This window comes from Novosphingobium jiangmenense, assembly GCF_015694345.1.
Classification (GTDB): domain Bacteria; phylum Pseudomonadota; class Alphaproteobacteria; order Sphingomonadales; family Sphingomonadaceae; genus Novosphingobium; species Novosphingobium jiangmenense.
This window is the reverse complement of sequence record NZ_JADQDC010000003.1, coordinates 241,471-256,730: the sequence shown is the minus strand read 5'-3', so window position 1 is coordinate 256,730 and position 15,260 is coordinate 241,471. Positions and strand designations below refer to the sequence as shown.

The following is a 15,260-nucleotide window of genomic DNA, read 5'->3' as shown; positions in this document are numbered from 1 at the left end:
ATCGGCAAACGGTGCCCTACTCTCCCCCGCCCGAACTCGCATCGCTGAGCCTTGCCGAACTGGCCGAGCAGGTGGCCGCGCGCAAACTGCCGCCGGTCGACCAGTGGAGCCCGCAGGAGATTGGCGACAGCGAGATGCGCATTGCCGCCGACGGGCGGTGGTTCCATCAGGGTGGCGAGATCCGGCGCCCTGCCATGGTGCGGGCGTTTTCCTCGCTGCTGACGCGGGACGAGCAGGGGCAGCACTGGATGGTGACGCCGTTCCAGAAGCTTTCGATCGAGGTGGAGGACGCCGCCTTCATCGCCACGGACATGCAGGTCAAGCTGGATGCCGAGGGGCGCGCGGCGCTGGCGTTCCGGCTGAACAGCGACGATCTGGTGGTGTGCGGGCATGATCACCCCTTGCGCGTGGCGGGCACGGCGGACGTGCCGGCGTTCTATCTGGCGGTGCGGTATGGCACCGAGGCGCGGCTCAATCGCAGCACTTATGGACAACTGATCGAGCACGCGCTTTCGCTTGGCGAGGAGCTTGTGGTCGAGAGTTTGGGGCAGCGTTTCGCGCTGGTTCCTGACGCATGAGCCTTCTTGCGCGACTGACGGACCTCTACGCCGAGGGGCATCGCGTACCGGCGAAGGAACTCTACGAAGACTGGCGCCCCCTGCCCGAACATGGCTTGCGCCCTGCCGCCGTGCTGATCGCGGTGACGGAGCGGCGGGATCATCCAGACGGCCCCGGCGTGCTGCTGATCCATCGGCCTTCGCACATGCGCGCGCATCCCGGACAGGCGGCGTTTCCCGGCGGCAAGCTCGATCCGGGCGAGACGCCAATCGAGGCGGCGCTGCGCGAGGCGAACGAGGAACTGGGCATCCGGCCCGAGGACGTCACGGTGATCGGCGAAACCGACCGATTCCGCACTGGCACCGGCTATGACATCACGCCGGTGCTGGCGATGGTACCGCCCGACCTGCCGTTGCAGCCGAACCCTGCCGAAGTGGCGGGCTGGTTCGAGCCGCCGCTGGGCTTCCTGCTCGATCCGGCGCAGCATGTGTGGCAATCGGCGGAATGGAACGGGCACAAGGGGCGCTTCATCGAGATCCTGTGGAACGAGCATCGCATATGGGGCGTGACGGCGGCGATCATCTCCAACCTGGCAAAGCGGATAAGCTGGCATGACTGAGCGCCTGCCTGCCGCAGCGTGGACCGCCCGCGAGGACCTTGCCGCGCTGGTCGCTGCGCTCGATCCTGCGTCTCAGGGCAATTGTCGCTGGGTGGGCGGCGTGGTGCGCGACACGATCCTGGGGATCGCGCCCAAGGACGTAGACATGGCGACGACGCTGCTGCCGGATGAGACCGCTGCACGGCTTGGAGCCGCCGGGATCAAGGCCGTGCCGACCGGCATAGCCCATGGCACAGTGACAGCTGTTCTGCCCGGGGGAACGGTCGAAATCACCACGCTGCGCCGCGACGTTTCGACCGATGGCCGCCATGCCACCGTGGCCTTTTCGACCGAGTGGCGCGACGATGCGGCGCGGCGGGACTTCACGATCAACGCGCTCTATGCCGATCCGCGCACGCTGGACGTGTTCGACTATCACGGCGGGCTGGCCGACCTTGCCGCACGGCGCGTGCGCTTCATCGGCGACGCCCGCGAACGCATCCGCGAGGATTACCTGCGCATCCTGCGCTACTTCCGCTTTCAGGCGCGGTTCGGTTCCATTCCTGCCGATGCGGAGGCGGAAGGGGCAGTTGCGGAGCTTGCCGCCGGGATGAAGGGGCTTTCGCGCGAGCGCGTAGGGTGGGAACTGATGAACCTGCTGGGCCTGCCCGATCCGGCGCCGACGGTCCGGCGCATGGCCGAGCTTGGGGTTCTGGCCCATGTATTGCCCGAAGCCACCAACGAAGGGCTCGCTGCGCTCGACAGGCTGATCGGCAACGAGCGCGAGGCGGGTGCGCAGGGGGTTGGATTGCGACGGTTGGCGGCATTGTTGCCCCCTGATCCGCCGCTGGCCGAGCAGGTTGCGGCACGGTTGCGCCTGTCGGTGGCGCAGCGCAAGCGGCTGGCAACGGTTGCTGCACGTGAGGCTGGGGAAGCGGATGCGCGGGCGCTGGCTTATCGCGTGGGGATCGAGGAAGCGCGGGACCGGTTGCTGATCGGCGGGACGTCGATCACACCGCTCGATGGTTGGACCGCGCCGGTGTTCCCGCTGAAGGGCGGTGCAATCGTTGCGCGTGGCGTGACTGCCGGTCCCGAAGTCGCGCGCTTGCTACGCACGGTGGAAAATCAGTGGATCAGCGAGGGCTTCCCCGACGACGCAAGAGTTTCATCAATCCTTGATGAAGCCCTGGCGCATACCAGTTCACCGCACGGCTGACGCTGCGCAGGCCGGTGCCGAGCCCCGGCATCGGCTTGAAGCGCTTGAGGCGGCGGCGCTTTTCGGGCGGCAGGGACCAGACCAGATCGGGCTGGATGACCAGCTTCTGGGCGTTGGGCCGGAAATTGACCGAGTCCGTCCAGAAGGAACGGCAGGCGGTGATGTAGAGCATCGGCCGCGCCGCCGTGCTGGTGTTGGGCCGCCCGCGATGCCGGATCATGAAATCCCAGATCATGCAGTCGCCCGGTTGCATCGGGCTGGAAACGGCAGTGCCGGGATAGCTTTGCTGCTTCTTCTCCCGATGGGTGCCGATGAGGAATTCGGTGCCGCCGTTGACATCGTTCACTTCGACCAGCGGGATCGCGATGGTCAGGGCGAAGGCGGGCAGTTGCCCGTCATGCTCGCTGCCTTCGAACAGGAAATTGTCGTCGGAATGGAGATGCTGCAGCGTAGCTCCGGGAAAGGAACTGATCACGCCGAACGACTCATAGACCCAGCCCTCGCCCAGCGCGCCGACAAAGAACGTTTCCAGTGCGGGATCGAGCAGAAGATCGAGTACGCCGGAAAGACGCCTGCCGATCGGGACAAGGCCGTTGATGCGATGATCGCCGACGCTGAGATAATCTTCCGGCTGTCGCGCCGCTTCGTCAAAGGCTCCGGGCACCTGGCGGCGCAATTCCTGGCCGATCCGCGAAATCAGTCCGGGATCGAAGATGCGGTCGAACGCTATGACGCCATCGCGGGCCAGAACTTCCGCCGCCTGAGCGGCCTGCCCGGCGCCGAACCGTTCGATCCCCGCCATTTCTAGCCCTTCCATTCGCGACGCTCTTCGGCCGCGCGCAATACTTCGTAGGAGACTTGAAGCTTCTGGAACTGTTCTGCCGCCGCCTTGTCGCCGGGGCGGACATCGGGGTGGACTTCCTTTGCCTTGGAGCGCCACGCCTTTTTCACGGCGTCAAAATCCGCGTCGGGATCAAGGCCGAGCGTTTCGAGAGCGCGCAACTCGTCACGACTGCGGGTGCCGTCGCCCGAACCGCCCCATTCGGCCCATGCGGCCTGACGGAAGCCCGAGGCCTCGCCGCGCTCCTCTGCCTCGCGGCGCTCGGCCTCTTCCTTGTCGAGGCCTTCGAAGTAGTTCCAGCCCTGGTTGTATTCGGCGGCATGCTGCTGGCAGAAGTACCAGCGATCCGGGTTGTTCGGCGATTTGGGTGCGGGGCAATCGCCCTTCTGGTCGCACCCGGCACGATCGCACAGGCGCACCGGCGCAGCCTCGAAGGCGCTGCCGTAGCCGCGCCAGCGGGGGAAGCCCCAATCGCTCGATCGTGTGTTGCGTGCCATTGCCTTAGCCTCAAGCCAAACCGGCGGGAAAGGTCAAGATGGGTGTGGTGCAGGCAAAGCAAAAGGCCCGGACCTTTGCGGACCGGGCCTTTGCATGCTGTGCAGCGGATCAGCTGACGGTGACGGTGACGGCGCGGCGATTCTTCGCCCACGATTCCTCGTCCGACCCCAGCGCCAGCGGCCGTTCCTTGCCATAGCTGACGACGGTGATGCGCGAGGGATCGACGCCGAGGCTGACGAGATAGTTCTTGGCCGCATTGGCGCGGCGCTCACCCAGCGCGATGTTGTAATCGCGGGTGCCACGCTCGTCGCAGTGGCCTTCGATGGTGATGCGCTTGGCCGGATAGCGGGCAAGCCACGAGGCCTGGCTCTGCAGGATGCCCTGATCGGACGCGTCGATGTTGTAGCGGTCGGTATCGAAGTTGACCGTATCGGAAATGACCGAGGCGACGAAATCGGCCTGGCTGCCGGGAACCGGGCCGGTCGGCTGGCTGGGCGGCGGGGTCGTCTGCGTGGTCGTGGTGGTGCCGGGTTCAGGCGGAAGCTGCTTGGGCTTCGACGCGCAGGCGCCGAGGCTGAGCGTGACGGCAGCAAGGCCGGCAATCAGGATCGGACGGTTCATGGGCATTCTCCTGTGGGAGGGATGGGAGAGATGGCGACGTATCGTGCAGTCTGTGCGATGGAATGACAAGGACGCAATTCCACCCTTTGGTTACGGGAGGCCCCTAGGCTACGGCAGTACGGGACCCCATGCAGGGTCTGAACCATCGACGGGCGTATTGAGTTTCCGCTCGTTGCGTCCGGTCAGATCGACCTGCCAGATGCCGGTCTTGCCGCTGCCGCGCTCGGTGCGAAAGAACTGGACGATGCGACCGTTCGGAGACCAGGTCGGAGCCTCGTCCTGCCAGGAGTCGGTCAGGAAGCGCATGCCCTTGCCATATGGGTCGGTCACGGCGATGCGGAAGTTGCCGCCGATGTGGGTGAAGGCGATCTGGTCGCCGCGTGGGGACCATTCGGGCGTGGCGGCGCGGCCGCCGAAGAAGCTGATGCGCTTCTGGTTCGAACCATCGGCGTCCATCACATAGAGCTGCTGGCTGCCCGAACGGTCGCTTTCGAACACGATCTTGCTACCGTCGGGTGAATAGGAGCCACCGACGTCGATGCCCGGGCTGTCGGTCAGGCGCGTGGACTGGCCACCAGTGGCCGGCACGCGATAGATGTCGGTGTTGCCGGCAATGGCCATCGAATAGAGGATCCACTTGCCATCGGGCGACCAGCGCGGGGCGAAGGTGGGATTGGTGCTGGAGGTGACCAGCGTCTGCTGGCCGGTGCCGATGTTGTAGACGTAGATCCGCGGCGCACCGTTGAGATAGCTGAGGTAGACGATCTTGCTATAGTCGGGCGAATAGCGCGGGGTCAGCGCGGTGGCCTGGCCATTGGTGATGAAGCGGTGGTTGGCGCCGTCGGAATCCATGATCGCCAGCTGCTTGCGGCGACGGTCCTTGGGGCCGGTTTCGGCAATATAGGCGATCTTGCTGTCGAAGAACGGGCTTTCGCCGGAGAGGCGCGAATAGACCATGTCGGCGCACTTGTGCGCGGCACGGCGCCATTCCTCGGGCTTCACGACATAGCCTTGGCGCGCAAGTTCGCTGCCGAGCGCGACGTCGTAGAGGTAGCAGCCGACAGTCAGGCGGCCATCGTCGTTGGCCTTGACGAAGCCCTGCACCAGCATTTCGGCAGAGCGTCCGCGCCAGGCGTCAAAAGTCGGCGCGGTGACCTGCGGGAAGGCGACTTCGGGGAGCTGGTCGGGGCCGACCGGCTTGAACAGGCCGTTGTTGCGCAAGTCATTGTAGACGACGCGGGCGACGTTGCGGCCGAGGGCCTCGGTGTTGCCGCCCTCGGCCGCAGTCGGGACCGAGGCGTTGGTCGGGAAGGACGGGATGGCGATGCCGAGGTCCTGCCATTCGCTTTCGTCGGTGACCGAGCCGGTGAGGCCTTCGTCTTCCGGAGCGGCCTGCGAAGCGCTCGACGAAGGCACCGTGGTCTGCTGCGCGTCAAGCATGGCCGGTGCCGTCAGAAGCGTGCCGAACAGGAGAAGATCGCGGATTTTCATTGGGACAGCCTCTTGTCGAACCGGAAGGCCGAGATGCGCTTCCAGTTGGCGTAGTATTCGGAGGGAAGATCGAAGGGCGCGGCGAGTTGGACCGCGCGGATGGCGAGTTCGGCGTGGCGCTTGGCCTGAGCCTCGTTTGCGGGCGTGATGCCGGTCTGGCTGACCACGCGCGGACGCCCGACGAGGCTGCCATCGGGATTGAGATCCCAGGCGAGCACCGTGACCAGCTTGTCGATATCGACGCCTTGCGGGCCGACCCAATGCGCCTTGACCTGCCGCGCGACGGCGCTGGCGAGCGATGCCTTGACCTCGGGCCCGGCGACTGCGGCAGGCGGAGTCTTTGCCGTGCCGGGCTTGGTCGAGCCGGGGATACCCTTGAGGAAGTCCGAACCGATGCGGCTGCCGCCCGATGGCGCGTCGGGGCGGCGGCGGGGGCTTTCGTCGCCGGGCCTGGCCGGTGCTGCCTTGGCGGGAGCCGGTTTTGCAGGCGCCGGTTTTGCCGGGGCTGGCTTGGGCGGGGCAGGCTTGGGCGGGGCTGGCTTGGGCGGGGCCGGTTTCGGCGGAGCGGGTTTGGGTTGCGGCTGAGGCGCTGGCGCGGGCTTCGGCGGTGCGGGCACTGGCTTGGGCTGTGGTGGCGCAGGGACCGGCTTCGGCGGCTCGGGCAACGGTTGCGGCTGTGCGACGGGTTCGGGCGCAGGTTCGCCCAGTTCCGGCGCAACGTCGGGCGCGGACTCGGCCATGGGATCGGGCGAGGTCGACTGGTCGGCGATTTCGTCGGAGAAGGTCACTTCCATCCGCTGCGGCGGCGGCTTGATCGTCTTGCCCGGGGGCGAGAGCATCAGGAAGCCGAGCAGGCCGGCGTGCGCCAAGGCGGCGATGGCCAGCCCTGCCCCTTCCTGCTTCGAAAGTCCTCCTGCGGTGGGATCGCGCATCGCTTCAGGCCTATTGCGGTGCGGATGAACTGTTGGTGACCAGCGAGATCGACTTGAAGCCCGCAGCATTGAGCTCGCCCATCACGGCAGCGACGCGCCCCCAATCGAGTACGCGGTCAGCGCGCAACGTGACGAGCGGCGGCTTCGGCCCCTTCTGAAGCCCTGCCAGACGGTCGGTCAGTTCGCCGGGAGCGAGTTGCTGGTCATCGAGGAAGACGTTGCCCTGCGCATCGATGGTGACGGTGATCTGGTCCTGCTGCTGATCGAGCGGGTCGGCCTTGCTGTCGGGCAAGTCGACCGGCACGCCCGCCGCCAGCATCGGCGCGGTGACCATGAAGATGATCAGCAGCACGAGCATGACGTCGACCAGCGGGGTGACGTTGATCTCGCTCATCGCGGCGCGGCCGCCACGGCCTCTGCGGCCACGACCGCCTCCGCCGCCGGAACCCATGGACATCGCCATGACTCAGACCTCCAGTTCGCGGCTGAGCGAGGCGTGGAAACGGTCGGCGAAGCGATAGAGCCGCGTCTCGAAGCGGTTCACGCGGTGCGAGAAGCGGTTGTAGGCGATGACGGCGGGAATAGCCGCGAACAGACCGATGGCGGTGGCGAAGAGCGCCTCGGAAATGCCCGGCGCAACTACGGCGAGCGAGGAGTTCTGCTGCGCGCCGATGTTGAAGAAGCTGTCCATGATGCCCCAGACCGTGCCGAACAGGCCGACAAACGGCGCGACCGAACCGACCGTGGCGAGGAAGTTGAGGCGGCTGGCAAGGGCGTCGGTCTCGGCAACAACCGCTCCGTCAAGCGCAGTGTTCAGGCGCTGGCGTGTGCCTTCGCGATCGATCGCATTGCCCGAGGTAGAGCGGCGCCATTCGGCGAGCGCGGCATTGACCACGCGGACCGAGGGGAGATCGCAACCCTTGTTGTCCTTCTGGAACTGGTCAATGTCGCGGGCTTCCCAGAACTCGCGCTCATACTTGTCGCAGCCCTTCTGCACGCTGCCCATCTTCAGCGAGAAGCCGATGATGATCGTCCAGGTCCAGACGCTGGCCAGCACGAGGCCGATCATGACGGCCTGCACGACGTAATCGGCATCGAGGAACAGCTTCACCGGGTTGAGCGAGGTCGGCGCGAAGGCAACGCCATTGGCGAGCATCGGGAGAGTCATGCGGTTTCCTGTCCTTCGGGAGCAGTTGTTATCGTCTGGAAAGCGGCCATCCATTCGCGCGGCTGGCGACGGGGACGGCCATTGGGCGCGACGAAGGCGACGCGCACCCTCGCCTCGCACAGAAGCGTCTCGTCCCTGAACGCACGCTGCACGATCCGGCAGGTGGCGGGCGAAAGTTCGGCAACGTGACTGCGGACGAGCACTTCGTCATCAAGCTTGGCCGGGCGCAGGTAGCGCAGGTCCATCTCGCTGACGGCGTAGGCGCCCTCGCCCGCTTCGTGGGCAGCGCGCTGGTCTATGCCGAGCAGGCGCAGCATGTCGGAGCGGGCGCGCTCGAACCAGCGCAGGTAGTTGGCGTGATAAACCACGCCCGAAAGGTCCGTGTCCTCGAAGTAGACGCGGACCGGGTAAAGGTGCTGAGGGCCATCGAACAGGCCGGAGGGCGCAAGCGGAACGGACATTCGGCGGTGACCCTACCCTTGCGACGAGTCGAAGGGCAAGGGGTGGTTAACGGCTTACCCCCGTGTTCCCCCTTTTCAGCGCACCAGCATCGGGCCGAGCGGCTGCCCGGCGAAGAGGTGGACGTGCAGGTGCGGCACTTCCTGATGGCTGTCGGTGCCGGTGTTGGCGAGGAGACGATAGCCCGGAGCCACCAGACCGAGATCGCGGGCGACCTTGCCGACGGCGCGGACGAAGCCAGCGATTTCCGCTTCGGATGCCTTGGCCGAAAAGTCGTCCCAGCACACATAGGCGCCCTTGGGGATCACCAGCACGTGGGTGGGTGCTTGCGGATTGATGTCGTGGAAGGCGAGCGCAAAGTCGTCTTCATAGACGGTGCGGTTGGGAATTTCCCCGCGCAGGATCTTCGCGAAGACGTTCTGGTCGTCGTAAGGCTGGGTTGCGTCAACGGCCATGTCAGTTGCTCCGGCTGGCTTTTTCGGCGATCCCCGAGGTGCCTTCGCGGCGTTCCAGTTCGGCCAGGACTTCGGCCAGCGGCACGTCCTTGGCGGAGAGCAGCACCATCAGGTGGAAGATAAGGTCCGCCGCTTCGCCGACGAGCTCCTTGCGGTCTCCCGCGAGCGCGGCAATGACGGTTTCGGTGCCTTCCTCGCCGACCTTCTGGGCGATCTTGGCAATGCCCTTGGCGTTAAGCTTGGCCACATAACTGGCAGATGGATCGCCCTGACGGCGCTGGGCTATCGTGGCTTCGAGCCGGGCGAGGATTTCACCGTGTTCCATGCCATGCGCAATGGCGCGGATGGAGGGGGGTGGTCAAGGGGCGCACTTCGTCATTCCCGCGCAGGCGGGAATCCAGCCTCGCTGAAGCGTCGTCGCGCTGCGACGGCCTTGCTTGTCGCTGGGCCCCCGCCTGCGCGCGGATGACGATTCTACTTGCGGCGCTTGGCGATGTGGCGGCCGACAATCAGGCCGACGAGGCCGATGCCGAACAGGGCGCCATCGGTGGGTTCCGGGATCGAGATGCCGCTCGATTGCGCCAGAGCTGGCGCGACCGACAGCAGGACTGCAAAGAGGGACGTTCCGATACGAAGCACGTGACCAGCGACCTTGGTTGTTAACGCCAGACCAATGCCAGAGGACGCGATTCGGTAAAATCCCGTATATCAGATGGTTAATGCCCCATCTTGGGACTCAGGACCTTGCGGGCAGTCCTGCAGCGCGCAGTGCGGCGTGCGCCTCTGCAATCGAGTGTGTGCCGAAGTGGAAGATCGAGGCTGCGAGAACCGCGCTGGCATGGCCCTTGGTCACGCCTTCGACAAGGTGATCGAGGCTGCCGACGCCGCCGCTGGCGATGACCGGAACGGGCACGGCATCGGCGATGGCGCGGGTCAGTTCGAGGTCATAGCCCTTTTGCGTGCCGTCGCCGTCCATCGAGGTGACGAGCAGTTCGCCAGCACCGAGGGTCGCGAGGTTGACGGCGTGAGCCAGCGCATCGATGCCGGTGGCCTTGCGCCCGCCGTGGGTGAAGATTTCCCACTTGCCGGGTCCGGTGCGGCGGGCGTCGACCGAGCCGACCACGCACTGCGCGCCGAACTTCTCGGCAATGTCGCGCACCAGTTCGGGCCGGGCGACGGCGGCGGAATTGACCGCAACCTTGTCAGCCCCGGCGAGGAGGAGTGCGCGGGCGTCCTCGACTGCCCTCACCCCACCACCGACGGTGAGCGGCATGAAGCAGACTTCGGCGGTGCGCGCGACAACATCCAGCAGCGTGCCGCGGCCTTCGTGGCTGGCGGAAATGTCGAGGAAGCACAGTTCGTCGGCGCCAGCCTTGTCATAGGCACGCGCCTGTTCGACCGGATCGCCCGCATCGCGCAGATCGACGAAGTTGACGCCCTTGACCACGCGGCCATCGCGGACATCGAGGCAGGGGATGACGCGGACGCGGACGGTCATGTCAGGCCTCGGCCATCGCGATGGCCGCGGCAAGATCAAGCTTGCCTTCGAACAGCGCGCGGCCGGTGATGACGCCTTCGATGCCGTCGGCTTCGTGGATCTTGAGCATGCGGATATCGTCGATGCCCTTGACGCCGCCGCTGGCGATCACGGGAATGTCGACGCGGCGGGCAAGCTCGACGGTGGCGTCGAGGTTGACGCCCTTGAGCAGGCCGTCGCGGCCAATGTCGGTGAAGAGCAGGCTGGCGACGCCGGCATCCTCGAAGCGGCGGGCGAGATCGACGACCGAGACGTCCGAGACGTCGGCCCAGCCTTCAGTGGCGACCATGCCGTCGCGCGCGTCAACCGCCACGACGATGCCGCCGGGAAACTCCTTGGCCATGTCCTTGACGAACTGCGGGTCCTTGAGCGCGGCGGTGCCCATGACGACGCGGCTGACGCCGAGGTCGAACCAGCCCGAGACCGCTTCGCGCGTGCGGATGCCGCCCCCCAATTGGACGTGGCCGGGGAAGGACTTGAGGATGCCTTCCACCGCCTCGCGGTTCTCGGCGCGGCCGGCGAACGAACCGTCGAGATCGACGACGTGGAGGTACTGCGATCCGGCCTCGGCGAACAGACTCGCCTGATGGGCGGGGTTGTCGCCGTAGACCGTGGCGCGGTCCATGTCTCCTTCGGCGAGGCGAACGACCTGGCCAGCTTTCAGGTCAATGGCGGGAAAGACGATCATGGATCGCGCGCCTAGCAGCGCTTTACGCCGAACGGAAGGCTTCCTTGGGCACATGGGTGATGCGGCAGGCAAGATCGGCCTCGCCCGAGGCGACGATGTAGCGATCCTCAAGTTCGGCAATGCCGGTGGTGAACACGACATCGCGCAAGTAGAGCAGGTCTTCGAGCGGGCGGGTCAGCTCTGCGTCCGGCTCCAGCAGCGGGGTGTGGCTGCCGCCGATGGTCTTCCACGGCTCGTTCTCGTCAAGCAGCGACCAGTAGGTGCGGTAGATGCCGACGATCTCCTTTGGCTCGACACCGTGCCACAGTGTGAGCCAACCGCGCTGGCCGTCGATCTCGGTGAGGATCGGGGGCGTCCCGCCACCCATGCGCGCGGTCGCGGCAGTGCCGGCGTGGGGGCGGATGCCGGGCTCGATGCGCGGTTTCCAGTGCAGAGCGTCGGGAGAGGTGGCGAGGTTGATGGAGGGGCCGGAGCGCCATTCGCTGCCGGGTGGATAGGCGAAGTAGAGATCGCCCAAGGGCCGGGTCTGTGCCCAGTATTCGCCATGGACGAGCCCTTCGAAGATCAGCATGTCCTTGTTCTGGTGATCGAGCACGATGCCTTCGAAGTGCCAGTCGAGACCGTTCTCGGAGGAATAGAGCGTGGTCGAATGGCGTTCGGGGCTGACCGAGCAGGTGGTCATCAGATAGGCGCCCTCGCCCATGCGCGAGATGCGGGCGTCCTCGGTGCCGTAGCACTGGAACGAGCCTTGGGGGGTGATCGCCTTGTCGTAGTGGATAGCCACCACGTTGAGACCATCGGGGGACATCTCGACCGGGAGAAGCCACGACAGCGAGGTCAGGGCCATGATCTTCCACCCCCCGCCGTGGAGCAGGAACTTGCGCGGGTCGGAGGTATCGGCGAGTTCGAGCGGCCAGCCATCGAGGACGTAGCCGCCATCGTGCCAGCGGATCGCATGGACCTTGCCGTCGCGGATCGGCTGGCGCAGCGCCTCGGCGATGCGGACCATGAACAGCAGGTTGCCGTTTGGCAGCACGGTCATGCCGGGGTTGAATGCGCCCAGCACGTAGGTCTCTGCGCCGAAGTGCCCCCTGAGCGGAGACCGCTCAAGGTCGACCATGAAGGGCGTGAACACGAGGCGGTCGAACGGGAACTTGGTCATGCAGGTTTGGCCTCCTTCAAAGGAAGGAAAGGCCCCGGCCCGCCGAACTGTTCCCTCGGGCTATCCCGTCAGAGCTTCCATTCGAGGAAGCGGGCGAGCAGCGCGAGCCCGTAGGACTGGCTCTTTTCCGGGTGGAACTGCACGCCGAGGATGTTGTCGCGCGCGACCGCCGCGACGATGCCGCCGCCGTGATCGCTCATCGCCGCCACGTGCGCGCCCTCTTCCGGCACGAAGTGGTAGGAGTGGAGGAAATAAGCCTCACCCGGTTCGAGCAGCTCCGCCCCGCCGTGGTGCGGCATGGGCGCGACATCGTTCCAGCCCATGTGCGGCACCTTGATCGACGGGTCAGCCGGTTCGATCACGCGGACTTCGCCGCCGATCCAGCCAAGGCCGTCGGTCGTGCCGAATTCGATGCCGCGATCGGCGAGGAGCTGCATGCCGACGCAGATGCCGAGGAACGGGGCGCCGCCCACGAGCACGCGCTCTTCCATCGCCTCGACGAGGCCGGGCACGGCGGACAGGGCTTCGATGCAGGCGCGAAATGCGCCGACGCCAGGCAGGACGATGCGGTCGGCGGCGCGGACGACGTTGGGGTCAGCCGTGACGACGACGCCTTCTGCACCCGCAGCCTTCAGCGCATTGGCGACCGAGCGGAGATTGCCCGCGCCGTAATCGACCAGCGCGAGGGTATCAGCCACCGAGGATGCCCTTGGTCGAGGGCACGGCATCGGCCTTGCGCGGATCGATGGTGATCGCGGCGCGCATCGCGCGGGCAAAGCCCTTGTAGATGCCTTCGATGATGTGGTGGTTGTTCGAGCCGTAGAGGCTTTCGATGTGCAGCGTGATGCCGGCGGCCTGGCTGATCGACTGGAACCAGTGCTCGAACAGTTCGGTGTCCATCTCGCCCAAGCGGGGCTGTGTGAACGACGCCTTCCAGATCAGTACCGGGCGGCCCGAAATGTCGAGTGCAACGCGGCACAGCGCCTCGTCCATCGGCGAGTAGGTGTGGCCGTAGCGGGTGATGCCCTTCTTGTCGCCGAGCGCCTGCGAGATCGCCTGGCCCAGCGCGATGGCGCTGTCCTCGGTGGTGTGGTGCTGGTCGACGTGGAGATCGCCCTTCACCCGGCATTCGATGTCGATCAGCGAGTGGCGGCTGAACTGCTCGATCATGTGATCGAGGAAGCCGATGCCCGTTTCCACCTTGTAGGTGCCGGTGCCATCGAGGTTCACCGACACGGCGATGTCGGTTTCCTCGGTCTTTCGCGTGATCGATCCGGTGCGCATGGGAAGCGCCTATACGCCGGTCCGGTTGAGAATCAATCACCGTCCCCACTTGACCGGGGCGCAGGTCAAGGCCAGTTGTGGCGGCATGAGCGATGCACCTGACAGCCTGATCCCCTACGACGAAATCGTGCAGGAGGCGCTGCGCGCCGTGGTCGGCAGAGTGCTGGGCGAAGTGGCGGCGGGCGGCGGGATGCTGCCGGGCGCGCATCACTTCTACATCACCTTCAAGACCGGCGCTCCCGGCGTGGACATCCCCCAGCGCCTGCGCGAGCGCTTCCCGGACGAGATGACGATCGTCCTGCAGAACAAGTTCTGGGACCTGAAGGTCGAAGCGGACCAGTTCAGCGTGGGCCTTTCGTTCAACCAGATCCCGTCGAATCTGGTGATTCCCTTCTCGGCGATCACCGCTTTCGTCGATCCGGCGGTGGATTTCGGACTGCAGTTCCAGGCAGTGGTGGACGACGAGGCCGAGCCGGTCGAGCCCGCCGAGAACGATTCGCCGGAACAAGCCGAAAAGCCCGCCGTTGAGCGGACTGACGATGGCTCGAACGTCGTCACTGTGGATTTCGGCAAGAAGAAGTAAGGGGCGCACCGCCCCGCTGACAGAAGGCTTGGGCATGGCGAAGAAGGGCAAGAAACTGGCCGATGCGGCAAAGGATGCCGCTGACAAGGTGCCTGCGCCCAGCCCCAACCCGATGACCAACCTGATTCTCGCCGACATCGCCCTGCGCACCGGCGGCGCGCTGCTGCGCCGTGGCGTGGAAAAGGGTCTGATCGGCAGCAAGCTCGGCTCGAAGAAGGCGGGTCGCGTGATCAAGGGTCGCTCGATGATGCAGACGCTGGTCGGCACGGCGATCGCGCGGGTGGCAACGCGGTCCGTCCCCGGCGCCATCGTGGTTGGCGGCGGTTTGCTGGCCAAGACGCTCTATGATCGCAAGCGCAGCCGCAAGGCCGAAGCGGCGGGCGAAGTCGCTGTCGAGGAACAGGCCGAACGCGGCAAGAAGGCGTGAGCGGAACCTTCTCCACTTGACCGCGCGGGAACCGATGCGCCACTAGCGCACATGGTTCACGAGTCCCATGACGACGATACCCTGCACCGGCGGGGCCTGATGCTCATCCTTTCCTCGCCCTCGGGCGCGGGAAAGACCACCATCGCGCGCAAACTTCTGAGCGAGGATAGCGAGATCGCGGCGTCGGTTTCGGTCACGACGCGGCCCATGCGCGAGGGCGAGGTCGAAGGCGTAGATTACTTCTTCGTGGACCAGGCCGAGTTCGACCGCATGGTCGAAGCCAACGAATTCTACGAGTGGGCCGTGGTTTTCGGCAATTGCTATGGCACGCCCAAGGCGCACATCCGTGACCGGCTGAAGGCGGGCGGCGACGTGCTGTTCGACATCGACTGGCAGGGCACGCAGCAGCTTTACCAGAAAGCGCAGGCCGACGTGGTGCGCGTGTTCATCCTGCCGCCCAGCCTCGAGGAACTGCGCCGCCGCCTGACCGGGCGGGGCACCGACAGTGCCGAAGTAATCGCGGCGCGTATGGACCGCGCGCAGGCCGAGATCAGCCACTGGGACGGCTACGACTATGTCGTCATCAACGACGACGTTGAAGGCTGCTTCGACAAGGTGCGCGAAATCCTTGCCGCCGAACGCATGAAGCGGACGCGGCAGACGGGGCTGATTGATTTCGTGCGCGGGTTGACGCGGGGCTAGCCCTTGCAGCGCAGAACGAGACTTGCGTCCCCGCGAAGGC

22 protein-coding genes are annotated in these 15,260 nt (G+C 66.0%); 6 read left to right on the top strand and 16 right to left on the bottom strand.

The window, feature by feature from the left end; genetic code table 11:
- The first annotated feature begins 11 nt into the window (after positions 1-11).
- The 3 genes from I2488_RS06385 to I2488_RS06375 are packed head-to-tail and all read left to right on the top strand — an operon-like array spanning position 12 to position 2,372.
- Positions 12-578 (top strand): DUF1285 domain-containing protein, encoded by a 567-nt coding sequence (locus I2488_RS06385; protein WP_196274962.1) that lies wholly within the window; start codon positions 12-14, stop codon positions 576-578.
- Complete coding sequence (locus tag I2488_RS06380) at positions 575-1,177, top strand: CoA pyrophosphatase (protein ID WP_196274961.1); 603 nt, start codon at positions 575-577, stop codon at positions 1,175-1,177. The genes I2488_RS06385 and I2488_RS06380 overlap by 4 nt, the downstream gene beginning before the upstream one ends.
- Positions 1,170-2,372, top strand: a complete 1,203-nt coding sequence (locus I2488_RS06375; RefSeq protein ID WP_196274960.1) for a CCA tRNA nucleotidyltransferase — start codon at positions 1,170-1,172, stop codon at positions 2,370-2,372. Before I2488_RS06380 ends, I2488_RS06375 begins: the two co-directional genes overlap by 8 nt.
- Here I2488_RS06375 and I2488_RS06370 read toward each other — a convergent pair.
- From I2488_RS06370 to hisB, 16 genes are all read right to left on the bottom strand, one after another.
- Positions 2,290-3,189, bottom strand: coding sequence for a phytanoyl-CoA dioxygenase family protein (locus I2488_RS06370; protein WP_196274959.1), 900 nt, complete (start codon positions 3,187-3,189; stop codon positions 2,290-2,292). The genes I2488_RS06375 and I2488_RS06370 overlap by 83 nt on opposite strands.
- The gene (locus tag I2488_RS06365) at positions 3,177-3,710 is read right to left on the bottom strand and encodes a J domain-containing protein (protein ID WP_196274958.1); all 534 of its coding nucleotides are present in this window, start codon (positions 3,708-3,710) and stop codon (positions 3,177-3,179) included. The genes I2488_RS06370 and I2488_RS06365 overlap by 13 nt, the downstream gene beginning before the upstream one ends.
- Positions 3,711-3,819: 109 nt before the next feature.
- Entirely contained in the window at positions 3,820-4,338 is a 519-nt protein-coding gene (gene pal, locus I2488_RS06360) for a peptidoglycan-associated lipoprotein Pal (protein ID WP_196274957.1), read from the bottom strand.
- Between the two features lie 102 nt (positions 4,339-4,440).
- Positions 4,441-5,823: a Tol-Pal system beta propeller repeat protein TolB gene (gene tolB / locus I2488_RS06355; RefSeq protein WP_196274956.1), complete on the bottom strand. Its 1,383-nt coding sequence runs from the start codon at positions 5,821-5,823 to the stop codon at positions 4,441-4,443.
- Entirely contained in the window at positions 5,820-6,755 is a 936-nt protein-coding gene (locus I2488_RS06350; protein ID WP_196274955.1) for a hypothetical protein, read from the bottom strand. The genes tolB and I2488_RS06350 overlap by 4 nt, the downstream gene beginning before the upstream one ends.
- 10 nt (positions 6,756-6,765) lie before the next feature.
- On the bottom strand, positions 6,766-7,218 hold the full coding sequence (locus I2488_RS06345) for an ExbD/TolR family protein (protein ID WP_196274954.1): 453 nt from the start codon (positions 7,216-7,218) through the stop codon (positions 6,766-6,768).
- A gap of 3 nt (positions 7,219-7,221) precedes the next feature.
- On the bottom strand, positions 7,222-7,923 hold the full coding sequence (gene tolQ / locus I2488_RS06340; protein WP_196274953.1) for a protein TolQ: 702 nt from the start codon (positions 7,921-7,923) through the stop codon (positions 7,222-7,224).
- Positions 7,920-8,384, bottom strand: a complete 465-nt coding sequence (locus tag I2488_RS06335; protein WP_196274952.1) for a YbgC/FadM family acyl-CoA thioesterase — start codon at positions 8,382-8,384, stop codon at positions 7,920-7,922. Before I2488_RS06335 ends, tolQ begins: the two co-directional genes overlap by 4 nt.
- 75 nt (positions 8,385-8,459) lie before the next feature.
- The gene (locus tag I2488_RS06330; protein WP_196274951.1) at positions 8,460-8,837 is read right to left on the bottom strand and encodes a histidine triad nucleotide-binding protein; all 378 of its coding nucleotides are present in this window, start codon (positions 8,835-8,837) and stop codon (positions 8,460-8,462) included.
- A gap of 1 nt (position 8,838) precedes the next feature.
- The gene (locus I2488_RS06325) at positions 8,839-9,162 is read right to left on the bottom strand and encodes a phosphoribosyl-ATP diphosphatase (RefSeq protein ID WP_196274950.1); all 324 of its coding nucleotides are present in this window, start codon (positions 9,160-9,162) and stop codon (positions 8,839-8,841) included.
- A 149-nt stretch (positions 9,163-9,311) separates the two neighbouring features.
- A complete protein-coding gene (locus I2488_RS06320; RefSeq protein ID WP_196274949.1) occupies positions 9,312-9,476 on the bottom strand; it encodes a PEP-CTERM sorting domain-containing protein in 165 nt (54 codons plus the stop codon).
- 97 nt (positions 9,477-9,573) lie between these two features.
- Positions 9,574-10,335, bottom strand: coding sequence for an imidazole glycerol phosphate synthase subunit HisF (gene hisF / locus I2488_RS06315; RefSeq protein ID WP_196274948.1), 762 nt, complete (start codon positions 10,333-10,335; stop codon positions 9,574-9,576).
- A 1-nt stretch (position 10,336) separates the two neighbouring features.
- Positions 10,337-11,062: a 1-(5-phosphoribosyl)-5-[(5-phosphoribosylamino)methylideneamino]imidazole-4-carboxamide isomerase gene (hisA, locus tag I2488_RS06310; protein ID WP_196274947.1), complete on the bottom strand. Its 726-nt coding sequence runs from the start codon at positions 11,060-11,062 to the stop codon at positions 10,337-10,339.
- 22 nt (positions 11,063-11,084) lie between these two features.
- Positions 11,085-12,224 carry a glycoside hydrolase family 130 protein gene (locus I2488_RS06305; protein WP_196274946.1) on the bottom strand — a complete coding sequence of 380 codons (1,140 nt, stop codon included), beginning with the start codon at positions 12,222-12,224 and terminating at the stop codon, positions 11,085-11,087.
- A 68-nt stretch (positions 12,225-12,292) separates the two neighbouring features.
- The gene (gene hisH, locus I2488_RS06300; protein ID WP_196274945.1) at positions 12,293-12,922 is read right to left on the bottom strand and encodes an imidazole glycerol phosphate synthase subunit HisH; all 630 of its coding nucleotides are present in this window, start codon (positions 12,920-12,922) and stop codon (positions 12,293-12,295) included.
- A complete protein-coding gene (gene hisB, locus I2488_RS06295; protein ID WP_196274944.1) occupies positions 12,915-13,508 on the bottom strand; it encodes an imidazoleglycerol-phosphate dehydratase HisB in 594 nt (197 codons plus the stop codon). The genes hisH and hisB overlap by 8 nt, the downstream gene beginning before the upstream one ends.
- An 85-nt stretch (positions 13,509-13,593) precedes the next feature.
- Here hisB and I2488_RS06290 point away from each other — a divergent pair, with 85 nt between their 5' ends.
- The 3 genes from I2488_RS06290 to gmk are packed head-to-tail and all read left to right on the top strand — an operon-like array spanning position 13,594 to position 15,220.
- Complete coding sequence (locus I2488_RS06290) at positions 13,594-14,091, top strand: SspB family protein (protein ID WP_196274943.1); 498 nt, start codon at positions 13,594-13,596, stop codon at positions 14,089-14,091.
- 34 nt (positions 14,092-14,125) lie between these two features.
- Positions 14,126-14,518 carry a hypothetical protein gene (locus I2488_RS06285; RefSeq protein ID WP_196274942.1) on the top strand — a complete coding sequence of 131 codons (393 nt, stop codon included), beginning with the start codon at positions 14,126-14,128 and terminating at the stop codon, positions 14,516-14,518.
- 51 nt (positions 14,519-14,569) lie between these two features.
- Positions 14,570-15,220 carry a guanylate kinase gene (gene gmk / locus I2488_RS06280; RefSeq protein ID WP_196274941.1) on the top strand — a complete coding sequence of 217 codons (651 nt, stop codon included), beginning with the start codon at positions 14,570-14,572 and terminating at the stop codon, positions 15,218-15,220.
- Positions 15,221-15,260 lie beyond the last annotated feature (40 nt).

Coding starts and splice junctions, on each gene's coding strand:
- pal (WP_196274957.1), bottom strand. CDS start 4,338: ATGCCCATGAACCGTCCGATCCTGATTGCCGGCCTTGCTGCCGTCACG.
- I2488_RS06330 (WP_196274951.1), bottom strand. CDS start 8,837: ATGGCCGTTGACGCAACCCAGCCTTACGACGACCAGAACGTCTTCGCG.
- I2488_RS06285 (WP_196274942.1), top strand. CDS start 14,126: ATGGCGAAGAAGGGCAAGAAACTGGCCGATGCGGCAAAGGATGCCGCT.
- I2488_RS06365 (WP_196274958.1), bottom strand. CDS start 3,710: ATGGCACGCAACACACGATCGAGCGATTGGGGCTTCCCCCGCTGGCGC.
- I2488_RS06345 (WP_196274954.1), bottom strand. CDS start 7,218: ATGGCGATGTCCATGGGTTCCGGCGGCGGAGGCGGTCGTGGCCGCAGA.
- gmk (WP_196274941.1), top strand. CDS start 14,570: ATGGTTCACGAGTCCCATGACGACGATACCCTGCACCGGCGGGGCCTG.
- I2488_RS06290 (WP_196274943.1), top strand. CDS start 13,594: ATGAGCGATGCACCTGACAGCCTGATCCCCTACGACGAAATCGTGCAG.
- tolB (WP_196274956.1), bottom strand. CDS start 5,823: ATGAAAATCCGCGATCTTCTCCTGTTCGGCACGCTTCTGACGGCACCG.
- I2488_RS06325 (WP_196274950.1), bottom strand. CDS start 9,162: ATGGAACACGGTGAAATCCTCGCCCGGCTCGAAGCCACGATAGCCCAG.
- I2488_RS06305 (WP_196274946.1), bottom strand. CDS start 12,224: ATGACCAAGTTCCCGTTCGACCGCCTCGTGTTCACGCCCTTCATGGTC.
- hisB (WP_196274944.1), bottom strand. CDS start 13,508: ATGCGCACCGGATCGATCACGCGAAAGACCGAGGAAACCGACATCGCC.
- hisF (WP_196274948.1), bottom strand. CDS start 10,335: ATGACCGTCCGCGTCCGCGTCATCCCCTGCCTCGATGTCCGCGATGGC.
- I2488_RS06380 (WP_196274961.1), top strand. CDS start 575: ATGAGCCTTCTTGCGCGACTGACGGACCTCTACGCCGAGGGGCATCGC.
- tolQ (WP_196274953.1), bottom strand. CDS start 7,923: ATGACTCTCCCGATGCTCGCCAATGGCGTTGCCTTCGCGCCGACCTCG.
- I2488_RS06350 (WP_196274955.1), bottom strand. CDS start 6,755: ATGCGCGATCCCACCGCAGGAGGACTTTCGAAGCAGGAAGGGGCAGGG.
- I2488_RS06375 (WP_196274960.1), top strand. CDS start 1,170: ATGACTGAGCGCCTGCCTGCCGCAGCGTGGACCGCCCGCGAGGACCTT.
- hisA (WP_196274947.1), bottom strand. CDS start 11,062: ATGATCGTCTTTCCCGCCATTGACCTGAAAGCTGGCCAGGTCGTTCGC.
- I2488_RS06370 (WP_196274959.1), bottom strand. CDS start 3,189: ATGGAAGGGCTAGAAATGGCGGGGATCGAACGGTTCGGCGCCGGGCAG.
- I2488_RS06335 (WP_196274952.1), bottom strand. CDS start 8,384: ATGTCCGTTCCGCTTGCGCCCTCCGGCCTGTTCGATGGCCCTCAGCAC.